At 66.6% G+C, this 17,657-nt stretch carries 17 protein-coding genes and 1 pseudogene; 4 read left to right on the forward strand and 14 right to left on the reverse strand.

Annotation, left to right across the window (positions count from 1 at the left end; translation table 11 throughout):
* Positions 1–100: 100 nt before the first annotated feature.
* From ACXJJ8_RS04765 to ACXJJ8_RS04775, 3 genes are all read left to right on the forward strand, one after another.
* Complete coding sequence (locus ACXJJ8_RS04765) at positions 101–1,108, forward strand: SDR family oxidoreductase (RefSeq protein WP_499027251.1); 1,008 nt, start codon at positions 101–103, stop codon at positions 1,106–1,108.
* 125 nt (positions 1,109–1,233) lie between these two features.
* On the forward strand, positions 1,234–2,298 hold the full coding sequence (locus ACXJJ8_RS04770) for a glycosyltransferase family 4 protein (RefSeq protein ID WP_499027252.1): 1,065 nt from the start codon (positions 1,234–1,236) through the stop codon (positions 2,296–2,298).
* Between the two features lie 6 nt (positions 2,299–2,304).
* Entirely contained in the window at positions 2,305–4,434 is a 2,130-nt protein-coding gene (locus tag ACXJJ8_RS04775; RefSeq protein WP_499027253.1) for an amylo-alpha-1,6-glucosidase, read from the forward strand.
* Here ACXJJ8_RS04775 and ACXJJ8_RS04780 read toward each other — a convergent pair.
* The 4 genes and pseudogenes from ACXJJ8_RS04780 to glnA form a co-directional block, all read right to left on the reverse strand.
* On the reverse strand, positions 4,423–5,130 hold the full coding sequence (locus ACXJJ8_RS04780) for a hypothetical protein (protein ID WP_499027254.1): 708 nt from the start codon (positions 5,128–5,130) through the stop codon (positions 4,423–4,425). The two genes, ACXJJ8_RS04775 and ACXJJ8_RS04780, sit on opposite strands and share 12 nt — an antisense overlap.
* Positions 5,127–5,825 carry an RHS repeat-associated core domain-containing protein gene (locus ACXJJ8_RS04785; RefSeq protein ID WP_499027255.1) on the reverse strand — a complete coding sequence of 233 codons (699 nt, stop codon included), beginning with the start codon at positions 5,823–5,825 and terminating at the stop codon, positions 5,127–5,129. Before ACXJJ8_RS04785 ends, ACXJJ8_RS04780 begins: the two co-directional genes overlap by 4 nt.
* Before the next feature lie 89 nt (positions 5,826–5,914).
* A pseudogene (locus ACXJJ8_RS04790) lies at positions 5,915–7,005 on the reverse strand (ammonium transporter).
* A gap of 21 nt (positions 7,006–7,026) precedes the next feature.
* On the reverse strand, positions 7,027–8,436 hold the full coding sequence (gene glnA, locus ACXJJ8_RS04795; RefSeq protein ID WP_499027256.1) for a type I glutamate--ammonia ligase: 1,410 nt from the start codon (positions 8,434–8,436) through the stop codon (positions 7,027–7,029).
* Positions 8,437–8,701: 265 nt separating this feature from the next.
* On the opposite strand from glnA, the gene ACXJJ8_RS04800 reads away from it, so the two are divergent.
* Entirely contained in the window at positions 8,702–9,532 is an 831-nt protein-coding gene (locus ACXJJ8_RS04800; protein WP_499027257.1) for an undecaprenyl-diphosphate phosphatase, read from the forward strand.
* A gap of 4 nt (positions 9,533–9,536) precedes the next feature.
* Here the strand turns inward: ACXJJ8_RS04800 and ACXJJ8_RS04805 are convergent, their stop codons facing one another.
* The 10 genes from ACXJJ8_RS04805 to ACXJJ8_RS04850 form a co-directional block, all read right to left on the reverse strand.
* Positions 9,537–10,298 (reverse strand): SDR family oxidoreductase, encoded by a 762-nt coding sequence (locus ACXJJ8_RS04805; RefSeq protein WP_499027258.1) that lies wholly within the window; start codon positions 10,296–10,298, stop codon positions 9,537–9,539.
* Positions 10,295–10,912, reverse strand: a complete 618-nt coding sequence (locus ACXJJ8_RS04810; protein WP_499027259.1) for a YbhB/YbcL family Raf kinase inhibitor-like protein — start codon at positions 10,910–10,912, stop codon at positions 10,295–10,297. Before ACXJJ8_RS04810 ends, ACXJJ8_RS04805 begins: the two co-directional genes overlap by 4 nt.
* 32 nt (positions 10,913–10,944) lie before the next feature.
* Positions 10,945–11,964, reverse strand: coding sequence for a YheT family hydrolase (locus tag ACXJJ8_RS04815; RefSeq protein ID WP_499027260.1), 1,020 nt, complete (start codon positions 11,962–11,964; stop codon positions 10,945–10,947).
* A 59-nt stretch (positions 11,965–12,023) separates the two neighbouring features.
* Positions 12,024–12,788, reverse strand: a complete 765-nt coding sequence (locus ACXJJ8_RS04820; RefSeq protein WP_499027261.1) for a lysophospholipid acyltransferase family protein — start codon at positions 12,786–12,788, stop codon at positions 12,024–12,026.
* Positions 12,785–13,249, reverse strand: a complete 465-nt coding sequence (locus tag ACXJJ8_RS04825; protein ID WP_499027262.1) for a hotdog fold thioesterase — start codon at positions 13,247–13,249, stop codon at positions 12,785–12,787. Before ACXJJ8_RS04825 ends, ACXJJ8_RS04820 begins: the two co-directional genes overlap by 4 nt.
* Positions 13,250–13,262: 13 nt before the next feature.
* On the reverse strand, positions 13,263–13,877 hold the full coding sequence (locus ACXJJ8_RS04830; RefSeq protein ID WP_499027263.1) for a YkvA family protein: 615 nt from the start codon (positions 13,875–13,877) through the stop codon (positions 13,263–13,265).
* A gap of 85 nt (positions 13,878–13,962) precedes the next feature.
* Entirely contained in the window at positions 13,963–15,885 is a 1,923-nt protein-coding gene (locus ACXJJ8_RS04835; RefSeq protein ID WP_499027264.1) for a phospholipase D family protein, read from the reverse strand.
* Positions 15,882–16,460: a YceI family protein gene (locus ACXJJ8_RS04840; RefSeq protein ID WP_499027265.1), complete on the reverse strand. Its 579-nt coding sequence runs from the start codon at positions 16,458–16,460 to the stop codon at positions 15,882–15,884. Before ACXJJ8_RS04840 ends, ACXJJ8_RS04835 begins: the two co-directional genes overlap by 4 nt.
* Before the next feature lie 10 nt (positions 16,461–16,470).
* The gene (locus ACXJJ8_RS04845; RefSeq protein ID WP_499027266.1) at positions 16,471–16,947 is read right to left on the reverse strand and encodes a SixA phosphatase family protein; all 477 of its coding nucleotides are present in this window, start codon (positions 16,945–16,947) and stop codon (positions 16,471–16,473) included.
* A gap of 59 nt (positions 16,948–17,006) precedes the next feature.
* Positions 17,007–17,636, reverse strand: a complete 630-nt coding sequence (locus ACXJJ8_RS04850; protein WP_499027267.1) for a nucleotide-binding protein — start codon at positions 17,634–17,636, stop codon at positions 17,007–17,009.
* Positions 17,637–17,657 lie beyond the last annotated feature (21 nt).

A 17,657-nucleotide genomic window follows, 5' to 3' on the forward strand; every position in this document is an offset into this window, starting at 1 on the left:
GAAGCTAGCGCGGCAGTCGGCTGGGCGGCGTGACGGACGATCATGCCGGTTCGACGCCCGCATCGATAACGTCGTGGCATTCCACGACACGAGGTGCGACATGGCGAAGCAGCAGTCCGGCAAGGCCGCCGGCGAAGACACCGCACGCAAGCATCGTGCCGTCCAGGCCGAACAAGATTCGAAGGACGCGCAGAAGTCGACGGCGAAGAAGTCTACGGCAAAGAAGTCCGCGAAGCAGGCCACGCAGGCAGGTCTGCGCAAGGAGCCGACCGAACTTCCGGCGCAGCACATCGCCAAGCCCGGCAACGAGCACGAGCTGGAACTCCAGCCGCGTTTCCTCGCGCCGGATTACGTCGGCAGCCACAAGTTGGAGGGGATGTCGGCGATCGTGACCGGCGGCGACTCCGGCATCGGTCGCTCGGTTGCGGTGTTGTTCGCACGCGAAGGGGCGGACGTCGCGATCGTCTATCTGTCCGAACACGCCGATGCGCGCCTCACGCAGGAACACGTCGAAGCCGAAGGCCGCAAATGCGTGCTGATTCCCGGGGACGTGAAATCCGTGAAGTTCTGCGAGCAGGCCGTCGAAAAGACCCTCAAGGCTTTCGGCAGACTCGACATCCTCGTGAACAACGCCGCCTTCCAGTTGCATAGCGAACGCATCGAAGACATCACCGAGGAACGCTTGCAGGAAACGCTGCAAACCAACATCGGCGGCTATTTCCACATGGCGCGCGCCGCGCTGCCGCACATGGCCGAAGGGGGGTCGATCATCAACTGCGGCTCCGAAACCGCGTTGTTCGGCAGCAAGCAATTGCTCGACTACTCGGCGACCAAGGGCGCGATCCATGCCTTCACCAAGTCGCTCGCTTCCAACCTGCTGGAACGCGGCATTCGCGTGAACGCAGTCGCGCCCGGCCCGGTGTGGACGCCGTTGAATCCTGCGGACAGCCCAGCGGAAAAGGTGGCCGAGTTCGGCAAGGACAGCGATATGAAGCGACCCGCGCAACCGGAGGAGATCTCGCCCGCGTTCGTGTTCCTGGCATCGCCCGTGACCGCCTCCTATGTCAACGGCGTGATCCTGCCGGTGATGGGCGGGCCACGCGGTTAAGCGGCTGTTGCGCGTTGCCTGAATGGGCGCGGCGTCCGGGAAACCGTTTGCACGCACGCCTCGTTTACGGCTGCGTCGCTACCTTTGCGCAACGGCCGCCACCACGCGGCCATCGGGAATGCAATTTGAAAATCGCGCAGATCGCCCCGCTCTATGAAGCAGTTCCGCCGAAACTCTACGGCGGCACGGAACGCGTGGTGGCCTGGCTCACCGATGCCCTGGTGGACGCCGGCCACGAGGTCACCTTGTTCGCATCGGCCGAAGCGCAGACCCGTGCCGAGCTGGTGTCGGTGCGCGACCAGGCGATCCGGCTGGATCCGGCCGAACACAAATCCGACCTTGCCGCGCATATGGGCATGCTGCAGGAAGTGCGGCGGCGCATGGATGAGTTCGACGTGCTGCATTTCCACGTCGACATGATCCACTTCCCGTTTTTCGAAGATTGCGCATCCCATACCCTGACGACCTTGCATGGCCGCCTGGATCTCAAGGATCTGCCGGTGGTCTATCGCCGCTGGCCGCAATTCCCGCTGGCCTCGATCTCCAACGACCAGCGGCGTCCGCTGCGCAACGCGAGCTGGATGGGCACCGTGCATCACGGCTTGCCGGCGTCGCTGCTGCCGTTCAACGCGAATCCGCGCGGCAAGTATCTCGCCTTCCTCGGCCGCATTTCGCCTGAGAAGCGCGTGGATCGTGCGATCGCCATCGCGCGTCGCGTCGGGATGCCGCTCAAGATCGCGGCGAAGGTGGACGGCCAGGACAAGGCGTATTACGAGCGCGAGATCGCGCCGCTGTTGCACGGCGCGTCGGATGTCACGTTCGTCGGCGAGATCGGCGATGCGCAGAAGCCGGAGTTCCTCGGCAATGCGGCGGCGCTGTTGTTCCCGATCGATTGGCCCGAGCCCTTCGGCATCGTGATGATCGAAGCGATGGCGTGCGGTACGCCCGTCGTTGCGTGGCGATGCGGATCGGTGCCGGAGGTGATCGATGAAGGGCAGACCGGTCGCATCGTCGACAACGAGGACGACGCGGTCGCTGCCACGCGCGAAGTGATGGGCTACGACCGCGCTGCGGTGCGCGCGGTCTTCGAGCGGCGCTTCACCTCGGAAGTCATGGCGGAGCGCTACGTGCGGCTCTATGCGCAACTCGCACGCGGCCGGTCGCAGGACCTCGGCTTGCGCCTGGCCTGACCGCACATGGATCCGGCGGCGACCGCCGCGCTGTATTCGACCCATGTGCTGAAGGACGGCGACAGCTTCCTCGTCGCCAACGGCTACGGGGATGTCGAGGAAGGCAGCACGGGGTTGTTTCGCGACGACACGCGGCTGCTTTCGATGTTCCGCCTGCGTTTGGGGGACACGCAACCTGCGTTGTTGAGCGCCGCGGTCACCGCGGACAACGTGTTCTTCCTCGCGCACATGACCAATCGCCAGTTGCCGCCGCTGGGGGAAACCGCGGCGGCGGCGCATGGCCTGATCCATCTGCTGCGCGCGCGTTTCCTGTACGAGGAACGGCTGTTCGAACGCATCACGCTGATGAACTACGGCACGAGTGCGTTCGTCGCGCCGCTGCGCATCGAGGTCGCCGCGGATTTCCGCGACATGTTCGAAGTGCGCGGGCAGGTGCGGCCGGCGCGCGGCAAGTTGCTGGATCCCGAAGCCTCGCTCGGGCCGCGCGGGGTCATGTTCAGCTACGAGGGGCTCGACAAGGTCTTGCGCAAGTCGGCGATCGCGTTCTCGCAGCCGGCGACGAGCGTGGCCGGCACGACCTTCGAATTTCTCCTCCAGTTGGTCCCCGGCGTCGAGCAATCGCTGTTCGTCGAAGTGGGCAGCGAACCGGGCGGTCCCCTGCCCTCGCGCGAACGCCATCGCGATGCAGCGGCGAAAGCGCGCAAGCGCATGCGGAAGCGTGGACGCCGCGGCGCGCACGTGCGTAGCAGCGGGCCGTTGTTCGATGCGTGGATGCAACGCTCGCGCGCTGATCTGGCGCTGCTCACGAGCGAGCTGGAAACCGGGCCCTATCCGTACGCCGGCATCCCGTGGTTCTCGACGCCGTTCGGCCGCGATGCAGTCATTACCGCGCTGCAAACCTTGTGGCTCGATCCGGGCATCGCACGTGGCGTGCTCGGCTTCCTTGCCGCGCACCAGGCGCAGGAAGAGTCCTCGTTCCTGGATTCGGCGCCGGGCAAGATCATGCACGAGACGCGGCGTGGCGAGATGTCGGCGCTGCGCGAGCTGCCCTTCGGGCGCTATTACGGCGGGGTGGATACGACGCCGCTGTTCGTGATGCTCGCGGGTGCTTACGCGCGACGCACGGGCGATGCGAGTTTCGTCGATACCCTGTGGCCGGCGTTGCTCGCGGCGACCGGTTGGATCGAACGCGTGTGCGATGCCAACCCCGATGGCTTCCTGGACTATGCGCGCGGCGAATCCACGGGCTTGTCCAACCAGGGTTGGAAGGACAGCGAAGACTCGGTGTTCCATGCGGACGGGCGCTTCCCGAAGGGTCCCGTCGCGCTCGTCGAGGTGCAGGGTTACGCGTACGCGGCGTTTCGCGCGATGGCCGAGCTCGCGGAATTGCGGCGCGACGAAGCCGGCATGCAAGTTTGGGCCGGGCGGGCGGCGCGCATGAAGGCGTCCGTCGAAGCGAAATTCTGGATGGAAGACGAGCGCTTCTACGGCATCGCGGTGGATGGCGAAGGCGCGTTGTGCGCCGTTCGTTCGAGCAATCCGGGCCACTTGTTGTATTGCGGGCTGCCGAATGCATCGCGCGCGGCGGCAGTTGCGCAACGATTGATGGAACAGGACTTCCACACCGGCTGGGGTTTGCGCACGCTCGCCTCGGGCCAGGCGCGCTACAACCCGATGAGCTACCACAACGGTTCGATCTGGCCGCACGACACCGCGTTGTGCGCCGCAGGCATCGCGCGCTACGGCCATCGCGACGCGGCGGTGCAATTGCTGCGCAGTGCATTCGAAGCCGCGGTGAACTTCGACATGCGCCTGCCGGAATTGTTCTGCGGCTTCCGCCGCGTGCAAGGCGCGCCGCCGATCGCTTATCCCGTCGCGTGCATGCCGCAAGCGTGGGCCGCCGGCGCGCCCTTCATGCTTGTGCAGGCGTGCCTGGGCGTGGAGATCGATGGGTTGCGCGGCGAGATCCACGTCGATCGGCCCCGCTTGCCCGATGGCATCGACGAGGTGCGGTTGCACGAAGTCGCGCTCGGCGGCGATCGCGTGGACTTGTTGTTCCGACGCGTGGGCGAGCGCGTGGGGATGTTCGTGGAAGGGAAGAGTGCGGGAACGCCGCCGGTGCGGTTACGGAGTTGAGGCCCAAGACTTTTGGAACTCCGAAAAGCGCGTGCGCACGCTGTACCAATCGATCCATCGCTTCGTGGGAATGTCGAACCACGTTTCAATGTCATCCGGCGTGCCCTGCTCGAGGACGTTCCGCACGCGCTCGGCGAACGGACCGACGTCGGCATATCGAACTGGGAAGCCTTCGAGAGTGGTGGTGAAGGCAAGGCTCGCTTTCGGTATTGAAAGGTTTCGACGAAGAGTGGCCAACTCTTGCTGAATCACTGGATCCCCCAGCGCGCCCCGGCGAAATGCACGCTCGTACCGCTTGTAGGCGCGTCGCTCGACGTGCGTGGCGGCGTACAGGTTTCGTCGACAAGCCATGTCAGTTGCAACGAGCGCGAAGAGGCAAGGTTCTGTATGCCACATGAGGCCGGAGGACAACCCGACAATCATCCCATTCGCATCATCGAGAACGAACGCATTTGATTTTAGTGGTCGCCGAACCTCGTACGGTCCATCGATCAATTCGCCTCGCCAAAGATCCGCGTCTCCAGTGGCATGCACCAGGATCGTTCCACGCAGGTCCCCGTCGCTGACACGCAGGATCATTCCTTCTTGCAGGACCAGTCCAAGCGCCGCGATATCTCGGATCGAGCCGTAGGCGTTGAATCTGAACCCATCGGTATCGAGACTGTTGAAGTCGACGTAGATGCGCGGGGGAATCATGGCGGCTTTGCCGGGTTTCGCTGGATCTCGAACAGCCTGGAAGCCGTTTCCGGCGCCAGGCCCGTGACGGTTGCGTGGTTGGGCGACTTGCCCGACGTGCTGATCACGTCTCCGCCAGATTGGCGCACGTCGCCGACCGTTGTCACGCCAACTTGATTATTGCCAAGACTCGCGCAAAGTTCGCACACAGTCTTGCCTGCTGCACTTTCGGTCGAGAAGCCCCGGACCCCGTCAGGGTGGTTACCCGTCCCCTTTGCGATGCCGTCTGCACTGTTGGCGCCGTTCTTGGTGTTCGTACCACCGCGCACGACCAGGGCCCCATCCGGCAACCGCCCCGCCGCACGACTCGCCTGGATCCCGAGCCCCACCCCACCGGGAACTCCCGGCGTAACGATCGCCGCGACATCCGCGCCGATGCCCAGGCCATCGACGAGCGCGGCGCCGTAGTTTCCGACGCGGACGTTGTCGTAAAGGCTCTTCGCACCGAACGCCACGCTCGGTACGCCGAGAAAGAGGTCTTCGGCCCAACGCCCGTCGGGGTCGCGGTGGCGATACGGGTTGACGTTCGCGTACGCGTAACGGTTGAAGCCCGCGCCTGAGTCGGCGTGGGCCTCGACTGGATCGGTGGAAAGGAAGCGCGCATCGGCCGGCCACGCGGCGATGAGCAGCAGGAACAACGCAAGCAGGCGCGCCATGCACGGCATCCAGTCGGGGATGCCGCGATGGTCGTCAGCCGCGGGGATTCATCGAAGCAGAACCGGCTGCGTGCCGTATGCGATTGCGATCAGATTTCGTACGCCGATTCGCCGTGGGCACTGATGTCGAGGCCTTCGCGCTCGCTGTCGTGGTCCACGCGCAGGCCGCGCAGGCGTTTCGCGACGTGGAATGCCAGGAAAGCGACGAACCCGGACCACGCGAGCGTGATGCCGACACCCGCGCATTGCACGGCGACTTGATGCGCGATATCGAAGTCCGCCGCGCCAGTGCCGCCGAGCATCGGCGCAGTGAACACGCCCGTCAACACCGCGCCGACGATGCCGCACACGCCGTGGATGCCGAAGACGTCGAGCGAATCATCCGCACGCAGAGACCGTTTGAGCGCGTTGACGCCCCAGAACCCCTTGCGAAGGCGAGTGCGGCCACGCCGTTGGCTTCCAGCGCCGAGCCCGCGTTGAATCCGAACCAGCCCACCCAGAGCAACGACGCGCCGACATACGTCAGTGGGAGATTGTGCGGCGACAGGCGTTCGCGACCGAACCCGATGCGCGGCCCGAGCATGTACGCACCGACCAGGCCCGCCACGCCGGCATTGATGTGCACGACGGTGCCACCCGCGAAATCCAGCGCACCGAGCTTGAAGAGCCATCCATTGCCGGCCCACACCATGTGCGCGAGCGGAAGGTAGGCGAAGGTGAACCACAACGCGGCGAACAACAGCACCGCCGCGAACTTCGCGCGTTCGGCGATCGCACCGACCACCAGCGCGCAACTGATCGCCGCGAATGCGCCCTGGAACGCGACGTACGCGAGTTCGGGAAGGACGACGCCTTGCGTGAACGTGGCGACGGTCGACGAAGGCCCGACACCCGCGAGCATCGCCTTCCCGAATCCGCCGATCCACGCGTTGCCGCCGTCGAAGGCGAGCGAGTAGCCGTACGCGACCCATAACACCAATGCGAGCGAGGCGACGACGAGGACCTGCATCAACACCGAAAGGATGTTCTTCGCGCGGACCAGGCCACCGTAGAACAGCGCGAGGCCGGGGACGATCATCAGCATCACGAGCGCGGTGGAGACGAGCATCCACGCGACGTCGCCCTTCTCGATCATGCGCCTGCTCCGAAGCGAGCCCACCCCGGTGCCCGGCCGGCGCAATGCCGGCCGGGGATACGACGGTTACAGCGTGTAGTACATCTGATACTCGAGCGGATGCGTCGCACCGCGGAAGCGGGTGACTTCCTGCATCTTCAGCGTGATGTAGCCGTCGATGAAGTCGTCGGTGAACACGCCGCCGGCCTTGAGGAAGTCGCGGTCCTTGTCGAGCGCATCGAGCGCCTGGTCCAGCGAATGGCAGACGGTGGGGATGTTCTTCTCTTCTTCCGGCGGCAGGTCGTACAGGTCCTTGTCGCTCGGCGCGCCCGGATCGATCTGGTTCTTGATGCCGTCCAGGCCCGCCATCATCAGCGCGGCGAAGATCAGGTAACCGGAGTTCATCGGATCGGGGAAGCGGATCTCGATGCGGCGCGCCTTCGGGTTCGCCACGTACGGGATGCGGCACGAGGCCGAACGATTGCGCGCCGAGTAGGCGAGCATCACCGGCGCTTCGTAACCCGGCACCAGGCGCTTGTAGGAGTTGGTCGTCGAGTTGGCGAACGCATTGATCGCGCGCGCGTGCTTGAAGATGCCGCCGATGTACCACAGCGCCATCTGCGACAGGCCGCCGTAACCGTCGCCCGAGAACAGGTTCACGCCGCCCTTGGCGAGTGACTGGTGCACGTGCATGCCGCTGCCGTTGTCGCCGACGATCGGCTTGGGCATGAAGGTGACGGTCTTGCCGTTGCGGTGCGCGACGTTCTTGATGACGTACTTCATCGTCAGCAGTTCGTCGGCCTTCTTCACCAGCGAGTTGAACTTGGTGCCGATCTCGCACTGGCCCGCGTTCGCCACTTCGTGGTGGTGCACTTCCACTTCCATGCCGACCTGTTCGAGCGTCTTGCACATCTCGGCGCGCAGGTCATGCAGCGAGTCGAGCGGCGCGACGGGGAAGTAGCCGCCCTTCACCATCGGGCGGTAACCGGTGTTGCCGCCTTCGTATTCGCGTCCCGAGTTCCAGGCGGCTTCTTCCGAGTCGATGTGGAAGAAGGTGTGGCCCATGTCGTTCGCGTAACGGACGCTGTCGAAGATGAAGAATTCCGGCTCGGGGCCGAAGAAGGCCTGGTCGGCGATGCCGCTGGACTTGAGGAAGGCTTCGGCGCGCTTGGCGACGCCGCGCGGATCGCGGCCGTAGGCCTGCATCGTCGCCGGGTCGAGGATGTCGCACGTCAGCACGAGCGTCGGGTCGGCGGTGAAGGGGTCGAGGAATGCGGTGGTCGAATCGGGCAGCAGCACCATGTCCGATTCGTTGATGCCCTTCCAGCCGGAGATCGACGAGCCGTCGAACATCTTGCCGTCCTCGAACAGCGAGGCGTCGACGATCGACTTCGGGAACGTCACGTGGTGTTGCACACCGCGCATGTCGCAGAAGCGCAGGTCGACGAATTCGACCTTGTGGTCCTTGATGAGCTTTTCGACGTGTTCGAGGGACATGGCGGTTTCCTGGGGACGGGGTGCATGGCCGGCGCGCTGCCGGGACCTCCTAGGGAGAGCAAGGGGCGTGCCAAGGTCTGTGGATCTGCAACCTGTTGAATTTGCGCAGGTTCCTGCTGATCGCACGGAATGCGTGCCCTCGAATGGTGCAGCTTCGTCCACCTCTTGCACCAAGACCACGCGAAAGCGGCCGTGACGCCGCGCCGCACGCACGATGCCCTACGATGCGCCCTCCCGCCCCCGCCGACCCGACGACGCCTTCCCCATGACCGACTTCCTCGCCGCGCTGCTGCTCGGCATCATCGAAGGCATCACCGAGTTCCTCCCGATTTCCTCGACCGGCCACCTGCTCATCGCCGAGCGCTGGCTGGGCCACCGCAGCGACCTGTTCAACATCGCGATCCAGGCCGGCGCGATCCTCGCCGTGGTGCTGATCTATCGCGAGCGGCTGTGGCAACTCGCCGACAGCTTCCTGCATCCGGGCAAGGCGCAACTCGTGCACGGGCAGCCACCGCGCGATTACGCGATCAAGCTCGCCGTGGCATTCCTGGTGACGGCCGTGCTCGGCATCGTGGTCAAGAAGCTCGGATTCGAATTGCCGGAAGAGGTCGCGCCGGTCGCGTGGGCGCTGGTCATCGGCGCGGTGTGGATGGTCGTCGCCGAACAGTTGGCAGCCAGGCGCGCGCAGAAGCTCGGCGAAATCGCCACGATTACCTGGACGGTGGCGATCCTCGTCGGTGTCGCGCAGGTCGTCGCCGGCGTGTTCCCGGGCACGTCGCGTTCGGCTGCAACCATTTTCGTCGCGCTGCTCTTCGGCACGACGAATCGCAAGGCGGCGACCGAGTTCGCCTTCCTGGTCGGCATCCCGACGATGTTCGCGGCCACGGGCTACGAATTGCTCGACGTCGCGAAGTCCGGCGGCCTGGCCGGCGAAGACTGGGGTTCGCTCGCGGTGGCGTTCGTCGCCTCCGCGCTGACTGCCTTCGCCGCAGTGAAGTGGTTGCTGCGCTACATCCAGACGCACACGTTCACGGTGTTCGCGGTCTATCGCTTCATCGTCGGTGTCGCGTTGCTGTTGCTGGTGCCCGCACGCTGATCGCTCAGAGCGTGCGCGTCTGCCCGCCGTCGACGTCGACGATCGCGCCCTGCATGTAACTGGCGGCATCCGAGGCGAGGAACGCGACGACCGCCGCGATTTCCTGCGGTGTACCGAAGCGCGCGACGCGCAGCTCACGCGCGAGTTCCTTCGACGCCGCCTCGGGTGCGATGCCGCGTTCTGCCGCGAGGCGATCGATGCGCACCTGCGTGCGCTCGGTGGCGATGCTGCTCGGGTTGATCGCGTTGACACGCACGCCATCGCGCACGCCGCGGTCGGCCAGCGCCTTGGTCAGGTTGAGCAGGGCCGCGTTGACGCTGCCGCCGATCGTGAATTCCGCGTTGCCCGTGCGCCCGCCGATGCCGGCGATGTTCACGATGCAGCCGCGCGATGCGACCAGATGCGGCCACGCCGCGCGACACAGGCGCACCGCGCCGAAGAACTTCAGCGCGAAGCCGTCGGCCCACGCCGCGTCGTCGAATGCGAGGAAGTCGCCGCGTGGCGTCGCGCCTGCGTTGTTGACGATCAGGTCGATGCGGCCGAAGCGCGCGAGGGCCGCGTCGACCAGTGCCGTTGCCGCGTCCGGTTGCGAAAGATCGCAAGCATGCGGGAGCCCGGGCACGGGCAGCGCGTCGACAAGGGCCGCCAGCGCTTCGTGCGAACGCGCGGCAGCGACGATGCCGTATCCGGCTTCGGCCAGCGCCAGCGCAATGGCCGCACCGATGCCGCGGCTCGCGCCGGTGACCACCGCGACGCGCGCACTCACCCGGCGTCGACCTTCGGGTTCAACGAATACGTGCCGTAGATCGCCGCTTCGGTGATCTCGTGCGGTTGCAGCGCATGGAAGACATCGGCTGCGGTGAACTTCGCCGGCAAATCGAGCTTCGGCACGCGCAAGGCGAAGAGGCGAAAGAAATAGCGATGCGTGCGCAGGTCGTTGAAAGGCGGATACGGGCCGTCGTAGCCGGCGTAATCCCCCTGCATGTCGGCATTGCCCGCGAACCAGCCGGTGTAATCGTTCAACCCCTGGCGCGCACCCGCGGGGCCCGCGGGCGCCTGCTTGCCGTGCGCGGTGATGCCGTCGCTGCAACTGCCCGCCTCGATGGCGCTGACGCTCGCGGGGATGTCGACCATCACCCAATGCACGAAATCGGTGCGCGGTTGATCGACGGGGATTTCCATGTCGTCCCGGCCGACGGTGTTCGGATCGGTCGGCGCATCGGTGTCGATGCACATCAGCACGAAGGATTGCGTGTCGGCCGGCGCCTCCGACCAGGCCAGGTGCGGGTTGCGATTGCCACCGAATCCCTCGGGCGTGCCCATCGCGAATTGCGCGGGAATGCGGCCGCGGTGCGCGAAACTCTCGCTGCTCAGGCGCATGTCGACGGACTCCTTCTTGTCAGGCGGTGCGATTATGCCAAGGCAGGCGATGGTGCTACGGCGGGTTCGATCGCGTTGTCGAGCCGTTCGGCCACCCAGCGCTCGGCGAAACCATCGCCACGCCAGTTCTCCAGGAAGCCGCAATGGCCGCCGTGTTGCGCGATCTCGAGGGTCGCGGTGTGCGGCAGGTGCAAAGCATGGAAGGCGGCAACCGGAATGACCGGGTCGTCGGCCGCCATCAGGATGCTTGCGGGCACGCGCAGGTTCGCGAGCCGCTCGCCGGCGATGGAATAGCCTTCGAAGTAGTTGTCGAGCGAACCGAACTGCGTGTGGCGCTCGACCATCCACTGCGTCAGCGGGCGCATGCGCAGGCCGAGCACCTTGTCGTCGAAGTCGTGTTGCTGCGGGAACAACTTGCGCTTGCGCGCCAGCGACCCGCGCCACTTGCGTTCGAAGTACCACATGTACAGCGGCAGGCCGTGCTCCATCGCCTCCATCGTGCTCGCCGGATCCAGCACGGGGCACACGGCCGCCACGTGCGCGAGGGGGATGCCGGACTCCGCCGCGCGCAACGCGACGCGCAAGGCGAAGTTGCCGCCAAGCGAATACCCCGCGATGACCATCGGGCGCGTCGCGTAGCGTCGCGACACCTCGGCGGCCGCGGCGACGACTTCGTCGATGCGGTTGGAATGGAACAGGCCTTCGTTGAGGTGGTGCGTGTCGCCGTGGTCGCGGAAGTTCAGGCGGAAGATTTCGAAACCACGCGCGAGCAGGCGCGCCGCGGTGAGTTGCATGTAGCTCGAATCGGCGCTGCCTTCCCACCCGTGCAGCAGCAGCGCCAGGCCACGCGCTGCATGCCCGGGGATCGCCGAATGCAGGCCCTGGAGCCGAACGCCGTCGCCTGCATCGATGATGTGCGCGTTGGTGACCGCGCCCATCGCGGCCAGCGCGAGGCGCCCGCGACGGCGGCGCACGGCGCTCGACCCCAACACCGACTGGAGGTGCGGGCTGCGCAGCATGGCGGGCGGCGCGTAGTCGCTGGCGTGCGGCATGGGGCGCAGGCTAGCGCGATGCGTGTGGAGGTCGCGCTCTATTACGTGGGACACCCGGTTCAGGGCGCCTCCATCGCGTTCACGATGCGCTCGCGCGCCAGTTCGGCGATGCGGCGGCGGCCGCCGACATCGTTGGCGTCGATCGGATCCAGGAACCAGATTTCCGCCACGCGCGCCGGCTCGCCGAGCAGGCGCAGGAAGTTGGCGGCGAAGCTTTCGCCGGGACCGAACGCGACCACCGCTTGCGCACTCGCCCCGCGCCCGTAACGCAGCGCGACCGGTTGCACGCGTACGCCGGCTTCCACCGCGGCCAGGAAGATGCGCGCGTGGAACGGGCCAATGGCATGGCCATCGCGCGTGCGCCCTTCGGGAAACACGCCCACCGAGCGCCCCGCGCGCAGGCGCGCGAGCATCTCGTGCAACACGCCACCCATCGATTCGCTGTTGCCGCGCTCGTGGTAGATCGTCTCCCCGCGTGTTGCCAGGAAACCCACCACCGGCCAGCGGCTGATCTCGCGCTTGGCCACAAAGCCCATCATGCGCTGGCTGTGCAACGCGGTGATGTCGATCCAGCTGACGTGGTTGGCCACGAACAGCGTGGCGCCCGCCAGGGGCACGCCGCGACGCTCCAGGCGGAAACCGAACACACGCATCAGGCCGCTTTGCCACATGCGGATCAGGCGATGGTCCAGCGGTTCGCCGCGCACGCGGAGCTTCCGCAAGGGCGTTGCGATCAGCAGCATGGTCAGTGGCAGATCCACCAGCACGTGCCACAGCAACAGGGGGGTGCGCAGCGCGAAGCGCAGAGTGTGCGAAGCGTTCACTGCGTGGGTTTCGCCCCGGGCAACGGGATCACCGCGAGCGTGAGGCGCGAGATGCACACCAACTTGCCACGATCGTCCTCGATGCGGATTTCCCACACCTGCGTCTGCCGGCCGACATGCACGGGGCGCGCGGTGCCCGTGACCAGGCCCTCGCGCACGCCGCGCAAGTGGTTGGCGTTGATTTCGATGCCGACGCAGCCCTCGCCTTCGCGCACGCTGAGCATGCCGGCCGAGCTGCCGATGGTTTCGGCGAGCAACACCGACGCACCACCATGCAGCAGGCCGTAGGGCTGCTTCGTGCGTGCGTCCACCGGCATGGTGGCCCGTAGGAAATCGGGACCGATTTCGGTGAACACGATGCCGAGCGGCTCCATCGCGGTGCCGCGGGACATCGCATTCAGGGCGGACAGGTGGTCGCCCGGCCGGAAAACCGAATCCCGCGACGGCGCGACATCGGCCATGCGGGCGCGACGATCAGCCGAACTTGAAGACGCCCGGACGCCAGCCGCGCGTGTACGACTGGCGCGTGGACGCGTAGCCGCTGCTGCTGCCGTAACCGGTGCCGAAATCGCGGTCGCGCCGCACGTGCATGCGGTCGACGAGTTCGTCGCGGCGCGATTCCAGCCAATCGGTACGGCCGAGCTGGGCCGGTTCCAGGCCGCGTCGCTTGGCTTCGTGCTCGCGGTAGTCGCAGAAATCGTCGTAGGCCTCGAGCTCGTGCTTGAGCTCGCGCACGCACAGTTCGATCATCACCGCATCGTCGAGGAAACCCAGCACTTCGACGTTGTCGGGGATGATGTCCTTCGGATCGCAGAAGTACACCAGGGCCGACAGCACGCGGTCGCGGTCTTCTTCCGGCAGGTGCCAGCCTTCGTCGCGCACCATGGCGATCATGTCGTCCAGGCGCAGCAGGCGTTCCTTGATGAAATCGGGGATGTGGACCTTCGCAGCGTCCGCGAGCAGCGTGCCGGAGCAGGCGATGATGTCGTCGGCCGTGCGGTCCTTGGCAGCTTCCTTCGCCTGCACCATCGCCTTCTGGAAGTGTTCGAGGTCGCGGTCGTTGAGTTCGAAGTTCAGCGAAATCGACATGGCGGCAATCCAGTCCGTAACGATGGGGGGTGAAGACGGGCAGACTAGCAGAGTCCTGCCCCGTACCGGAACAATCGCCCGCTGCCTACAGGATCGGTGCCAGGCCCGCGCCGAAGGCCGTGAAGATGCGGGTCGTCAGGCCTTTCAGGCCCAGGCTGACCTCGGGGAAATCGCCGACGGGCGTATAGCAACGTCGGAAATTCGGATCGTCGCGCGGCAGGGGCGCCGGGCATTCGGGGCCGGGCGCGAAGTCGTAGCTCGTCGCGTAGCGCCACGGCCACAGGTCGAAGATCGGTAGCTCCTCGGTGACCTTGGCCATGGAGTAATCGATGCCGGGGAGCACCGGCGATTTGTCGCGCGGTGCGATGACCCAGGCGTTCTCCGGCCGCATGTCGCCGCGGATGCTGTCGGCCAGCGCGCGTGCGAACGCCGGATCCTCGATCACCACCATGCTCTCGGTGTTGTACGTATCGCCGCGCGGGTCGAAGTTGTGCGTGCCGACCACGGCGATCCGCTCGTCGACGACGATCGACTTCGCATGCAGGCCGATGCGAACGCCGGCCCGCTGCAGCGGCACCGGCCCATTGGCGCCGCCGCCGCCGCTGCCGAAATAGCGCGTGGCCACGCCTTCGCCCTGCTGTTGCGGCGGTTGTTTCTTCCGCCGCTTCTCTTCCTCCGCGCCGGCGAGCAGCTCCGCGCGCTTGGCGGCTTCCTCCGCGCCTGCGGCGATCGCCTCCAGGTCGATGGGCGAGGTGCCGGGAAACGGCTTGTACTCGTGGATGTGGAAGCCGAACTCGCGCAGATAGCGCCGTTTGTACTTGTAGGACAGCGCGTAGACGATGAATGCGTCGGTGGACGCCAGGCTGTTCGTCGAGATCGTCACCCGCGGCGCGGACGCACGCGCATGCATGCCGCGGAACATCTCCTGCGCTTCCTTCGACAACACCAGGTACGGGGTCTGCAGCAGCACTTCGGACTGCGCCGATTCGACGATGCCGCGCAGGCGCTGGCCGGCGTTCTCGGCCGTGTCGTCGTCGCCCYGGTGCTTCTCCGGCACGTCGGCGATGAAGTGCACGACGCCGACCGACATCGCGGCACCGGCCAGCGTCCCGATGCGCGTCGCGTCGGCGGCGTCGTTGGACAGCTGCGTCACCCGTTCGGGTGCGTTGAAGGCCGCGTGTTCCAGCGGCGGCGCGCCCTCGCGCAGGAGCAGGTGGCCGACATCGTCGAGTCGCTCCGCCGGCACGCTCACCGGCGAGGTCCAGAAGGCTTCGAAGTTCGCATGCATCTGCCCCGCCACCGGGCCTGCGACGAGTACGTCGCGATCGCGGAAGTCGTAATCGGCGTTCCAGTCGTAGTAGTCGTCCTGGTAATTGCGCCCGCCGGTGATGCCCACCGCATCGTCGATCAGCAGCAGCTTGCTGTGCATGCGCTGGTTGAGCCGGTCCCAGCAGCACAGCGAGGCCATCAGGTATTTCGGATAGCTCATGCGCGAATCGTTGAACATCGGGTTGTAGACGCGCAGGTCGAAGTTCGCGTGCACCGAGGACAACGCGGCGAGCGTCGAGGCCTTCTTCAACGCGGACAGCTGGTCGACGAGCACGCGCACGCGCACGCCGCGGCGCGCGGCGGCCACCAACTCGTCGAGCACCAGGTGGCCGGCGTCGTCCTCGTCGAAGATGTAGGTCTGCAGGGCGATCGAACGGCGCGCGGCGCGGATGAGGTTCACGCGGGCCAAGAGCGCCTGCGGTCCGCTGTCGAGCAGCAGCGCGTAGTGGCGCGGCGCTTCGGGGGTCGATTCGGCGAGCGCGCGATCGCCGAGTTCGCGCAACGCCGAGGGCGATGCGCAGGCATCGGCGGGGCGCGGGCAGACGACGACGCGGTCCCGCGCATCGAACGCGATGCCCTGCGCGCGATCGGCCTTGCCGGTGGGCATCGTCGTGCAACCGCTCGCCAGCGCGAGCGCGCCGACGAGGGCCAGCAGGCGCGCCAGGCGTGCGGACGTCATTGTGCCCCGAGGTCGCGCAGCCGGACACGCAACGAGAAGCGCACTTCATCGCGCATCGCCATGTTCCAGCCGTCGAGGTCGTAGTCGCTGCGGCGCACCGCGCCCTGCGCGACGATGGCGCAGCCGCGCCCCGGGTCGTGGCACCCCTGCGGTGCGAGGACGAAACGCTCGCGCCGCTCGACGCCATGCATGCGCAAGCGCCCGCGCAGTTCGCCACCGGTCTGCAGCAACCCCAGAGGATAGGGATCGGACAGGAACGTCACGTCGGGGAAGCGTTCGGCGTCGAAGAAGCGCGGGCCGCGCGCGAAACGCCCGTAACGCGGGTGGTCGAGGATTTCGAGCGTGCGCGTGGACAGCTTCAGCCGCACCTGGCGCCGGCCATCGGGCAATTGCACGACGTCGCCTTCGCTGTCGGGAAAGGTGCCGAACAGGGTCTGCCCCCAGCGGGTCTGCAGCGTGAATTCGAACTTCGATGCCGCGGGCTCGACCACCGAAATCACGCCCACGGGCGCAGCCGCGGCCGCCATGCCGATGCCGACTCCCGCCAGCAACAGCGTGGCGATCCAGGCGCGCATCTTCAGCCCGTCACGGCCACCAGAACGCGGACAGGCGCGCCGCACCCGGTTCGAGGGCGGCGTCCTTCGGCAGGGTGAGCACGGCGATGCCCGCCGGCGGCATGCCGCGATAGTCGCCGGACTGGCCGCTGTGCATCAGCGCGGCGAGTTGTTCGAAGCCCGGGTTGTGGCCGACGAGCAGGAGGCGGTCGACGTCCTTGTGGCCGTCGGCGAGTTCCATCAACGCGCCGGGCGTGGCTTCGTAGATCGACGGTTCGAGGCGTTGGTCGACATAGCCGACCGCGGCGAGGACCGCTTCGAGGGTTTCGCGCGTGCGCCGCGACGGCGAACACAACACGCGATCCGGCACGAGGCCGTTCTCACCCAGCCAGCGGCCGGCGGCCTCGGCTTCGGCGAGGCCTTCGGGCGACAACGGACGATCGAGGTCGGCCTGGCCCGTGCTGGCGGGTTCGGCGTGGGCGTGGCGCAGCAGGATGAGTTCTCGCATAGGGCGTCGAGCTTAGCCGACGGCCGGGGCGAGTTGGGGTGAAGTTTTCGTCCGATGCATCACGAACGCTTGATCCACTTCAACAAGGGGTCCCAATCCGCCTGGTGTTCGCGCACTTGCTGGGAGTGGTAATCGAAGAGGCTGCGGCCGAGCCCGGCCATCAGTACGTAGGCCTGCGTGTCGCGCAGTTCCGCCACCAGTGGGTACGGCCACTGGCGCAATGCGTCCATGAACTGCTGGCTCGCGTTGGTCCACGGGCGCAGGCGGTTGCCGACCAGGCCGACCGGCAGCTTGCCCTTGCGGATGCGCGGGTGCTTGGCCAGCGTGTCGAGGAAGGGCACGGTGGCTTCGATGTCGATCATCGAAGGCAGTACCGGCACCACGACGGCGTCGGCGACATCGAGGAAGTGCGCGAGTTCGGCGCCGTGCGCGCCGGCCGCGGCATCCACCACGACGCGCTGCGCATCGCCCGGCAGGTGCTTGTCCCAATCGCGTCGCGTGCCGTCGAGCGGCAACACCGCGTGTTCCATCTGCGCGCGTTTTTCCGCCCAGTGGCGCGACGAACCCTGGCGATCGGCGTCGACCAGCACCGTGCGTTTCCCGTCGACCGCGAAATGCGCGGCGAGGTTGGTCGACAGCGTGGTCTTGCCCACGCCGCCCTTCGAACTGGCCACGAGCACCGTCTTCATCCCGACCCCCGGCTGCAACTG

It is taken from the genome of Lysobacter sp. P5_C4 (assembly GCF_054049695.1).

What these genes read in the sequence shown, in the direction of transcription:
- ACXJJ8_RS04765 (WP_499027251.1), top strand. Translation starts at nt 101, where the DNA reads ATGGCGAAGCAGCAGTCCGGCAAGGCCGCCGGCGAAGACACCGCACGC.
- ACXJJ8_RS04775 (WP_499027253.1), top strand. Translation starts at nt 2,305, where the DNA reads ATGGATCCGGCGGCGACCGCCGCGCTGTATTCGACCCATGTGCTGAAG.
- ACXJJ8_RS04780 (WP_499027254.1), bottom strand. Translation starts at nt 5,130, where the DNA reads ATGATTCCCCCGCGCATCTACGTCGACTTCAACAGTCTCGATACCGAT.
- ACXJJ8_RS04785 (WP_499027255.1), bottom strand. Translation starts at nt 5,825, where the DNA reads ATGGCGCGCCTGCTTGCGTTGTTCCTGCTGCTCATCGCCGCGTGGCCG.
- glnA (WP_499027256.1), bottom strand. Translation starts at nt 8,436, where the DNA reads ATGTCCCTCGAACACGTCGAAAAGCTCATCAAGGACCACAAGGTCGAA.
- ACXJJ8_RS04800 (WP_499027257.1), top strand. Translation starts at nt 8,702, where the DNA reads ATGACCGACTTCCTCGCCGCGCTGCTGCTCGGCATCATCGAAGGCATC.
- ACXJJ8_RS04810 (WP_499027259.1), bottom strand. Translation starts at nt 10,912, where the DNA reads ATGCGCCTGAGCAGCGAGAGTTTCGCGCACCGCGGCCGCATTCCCGCG.
- ACXJJ8_RS04815 (WP_499027260.1), bottom strand. Translation starts at nt 11,964, where the DNA reads ATGCCGCACGCCAGCGACTACGCGCCGCCCGCCATGCTGCGCAGCCCG.
- ACXJJ8_RS04825 (WP_499027262.1), bottom strand. Translation starts at nt 13,249, where the DNA reads ATGGCCGATGTCGCGCCGTCGCGGGATTCGGTTTTCCGGCCGGGCGAC.
- ACXJJ8_RS04830 (WP_499027263.1), bottom strand. Translation starts at nt 13,877, where the DNA reads ATGTCGATTTCGCTGAACTTCGAACTCAACGACCGCGACCTCGAACAC.
- ACXJJ8_RS04840 (WP_499027265.1), bottom strand. Translation starts at nt 16,460, where the DNA reads ATGCGCGCCTGGATCGCCACGCTGTTGCTGGCGGGAGTCGGCATCGGC.
- ACXJJ8_RS04845 (WP_499027266.1), bottom strand. Translation starts at nt 16,947, where the DNA reads ATGCGAGAACTCATCCTGCTGCGCCACGCCCACGCCGAACCCGCCAGC.
- ACXJJ8_RS04850 (WP_499027267.1), bottom strand. Translation starts at nt 17,636, where the DNA reads ATGAAGACGGTGCTCGTGGCCAGTTCGAAGGGCGGCGTGGGCAAGACC.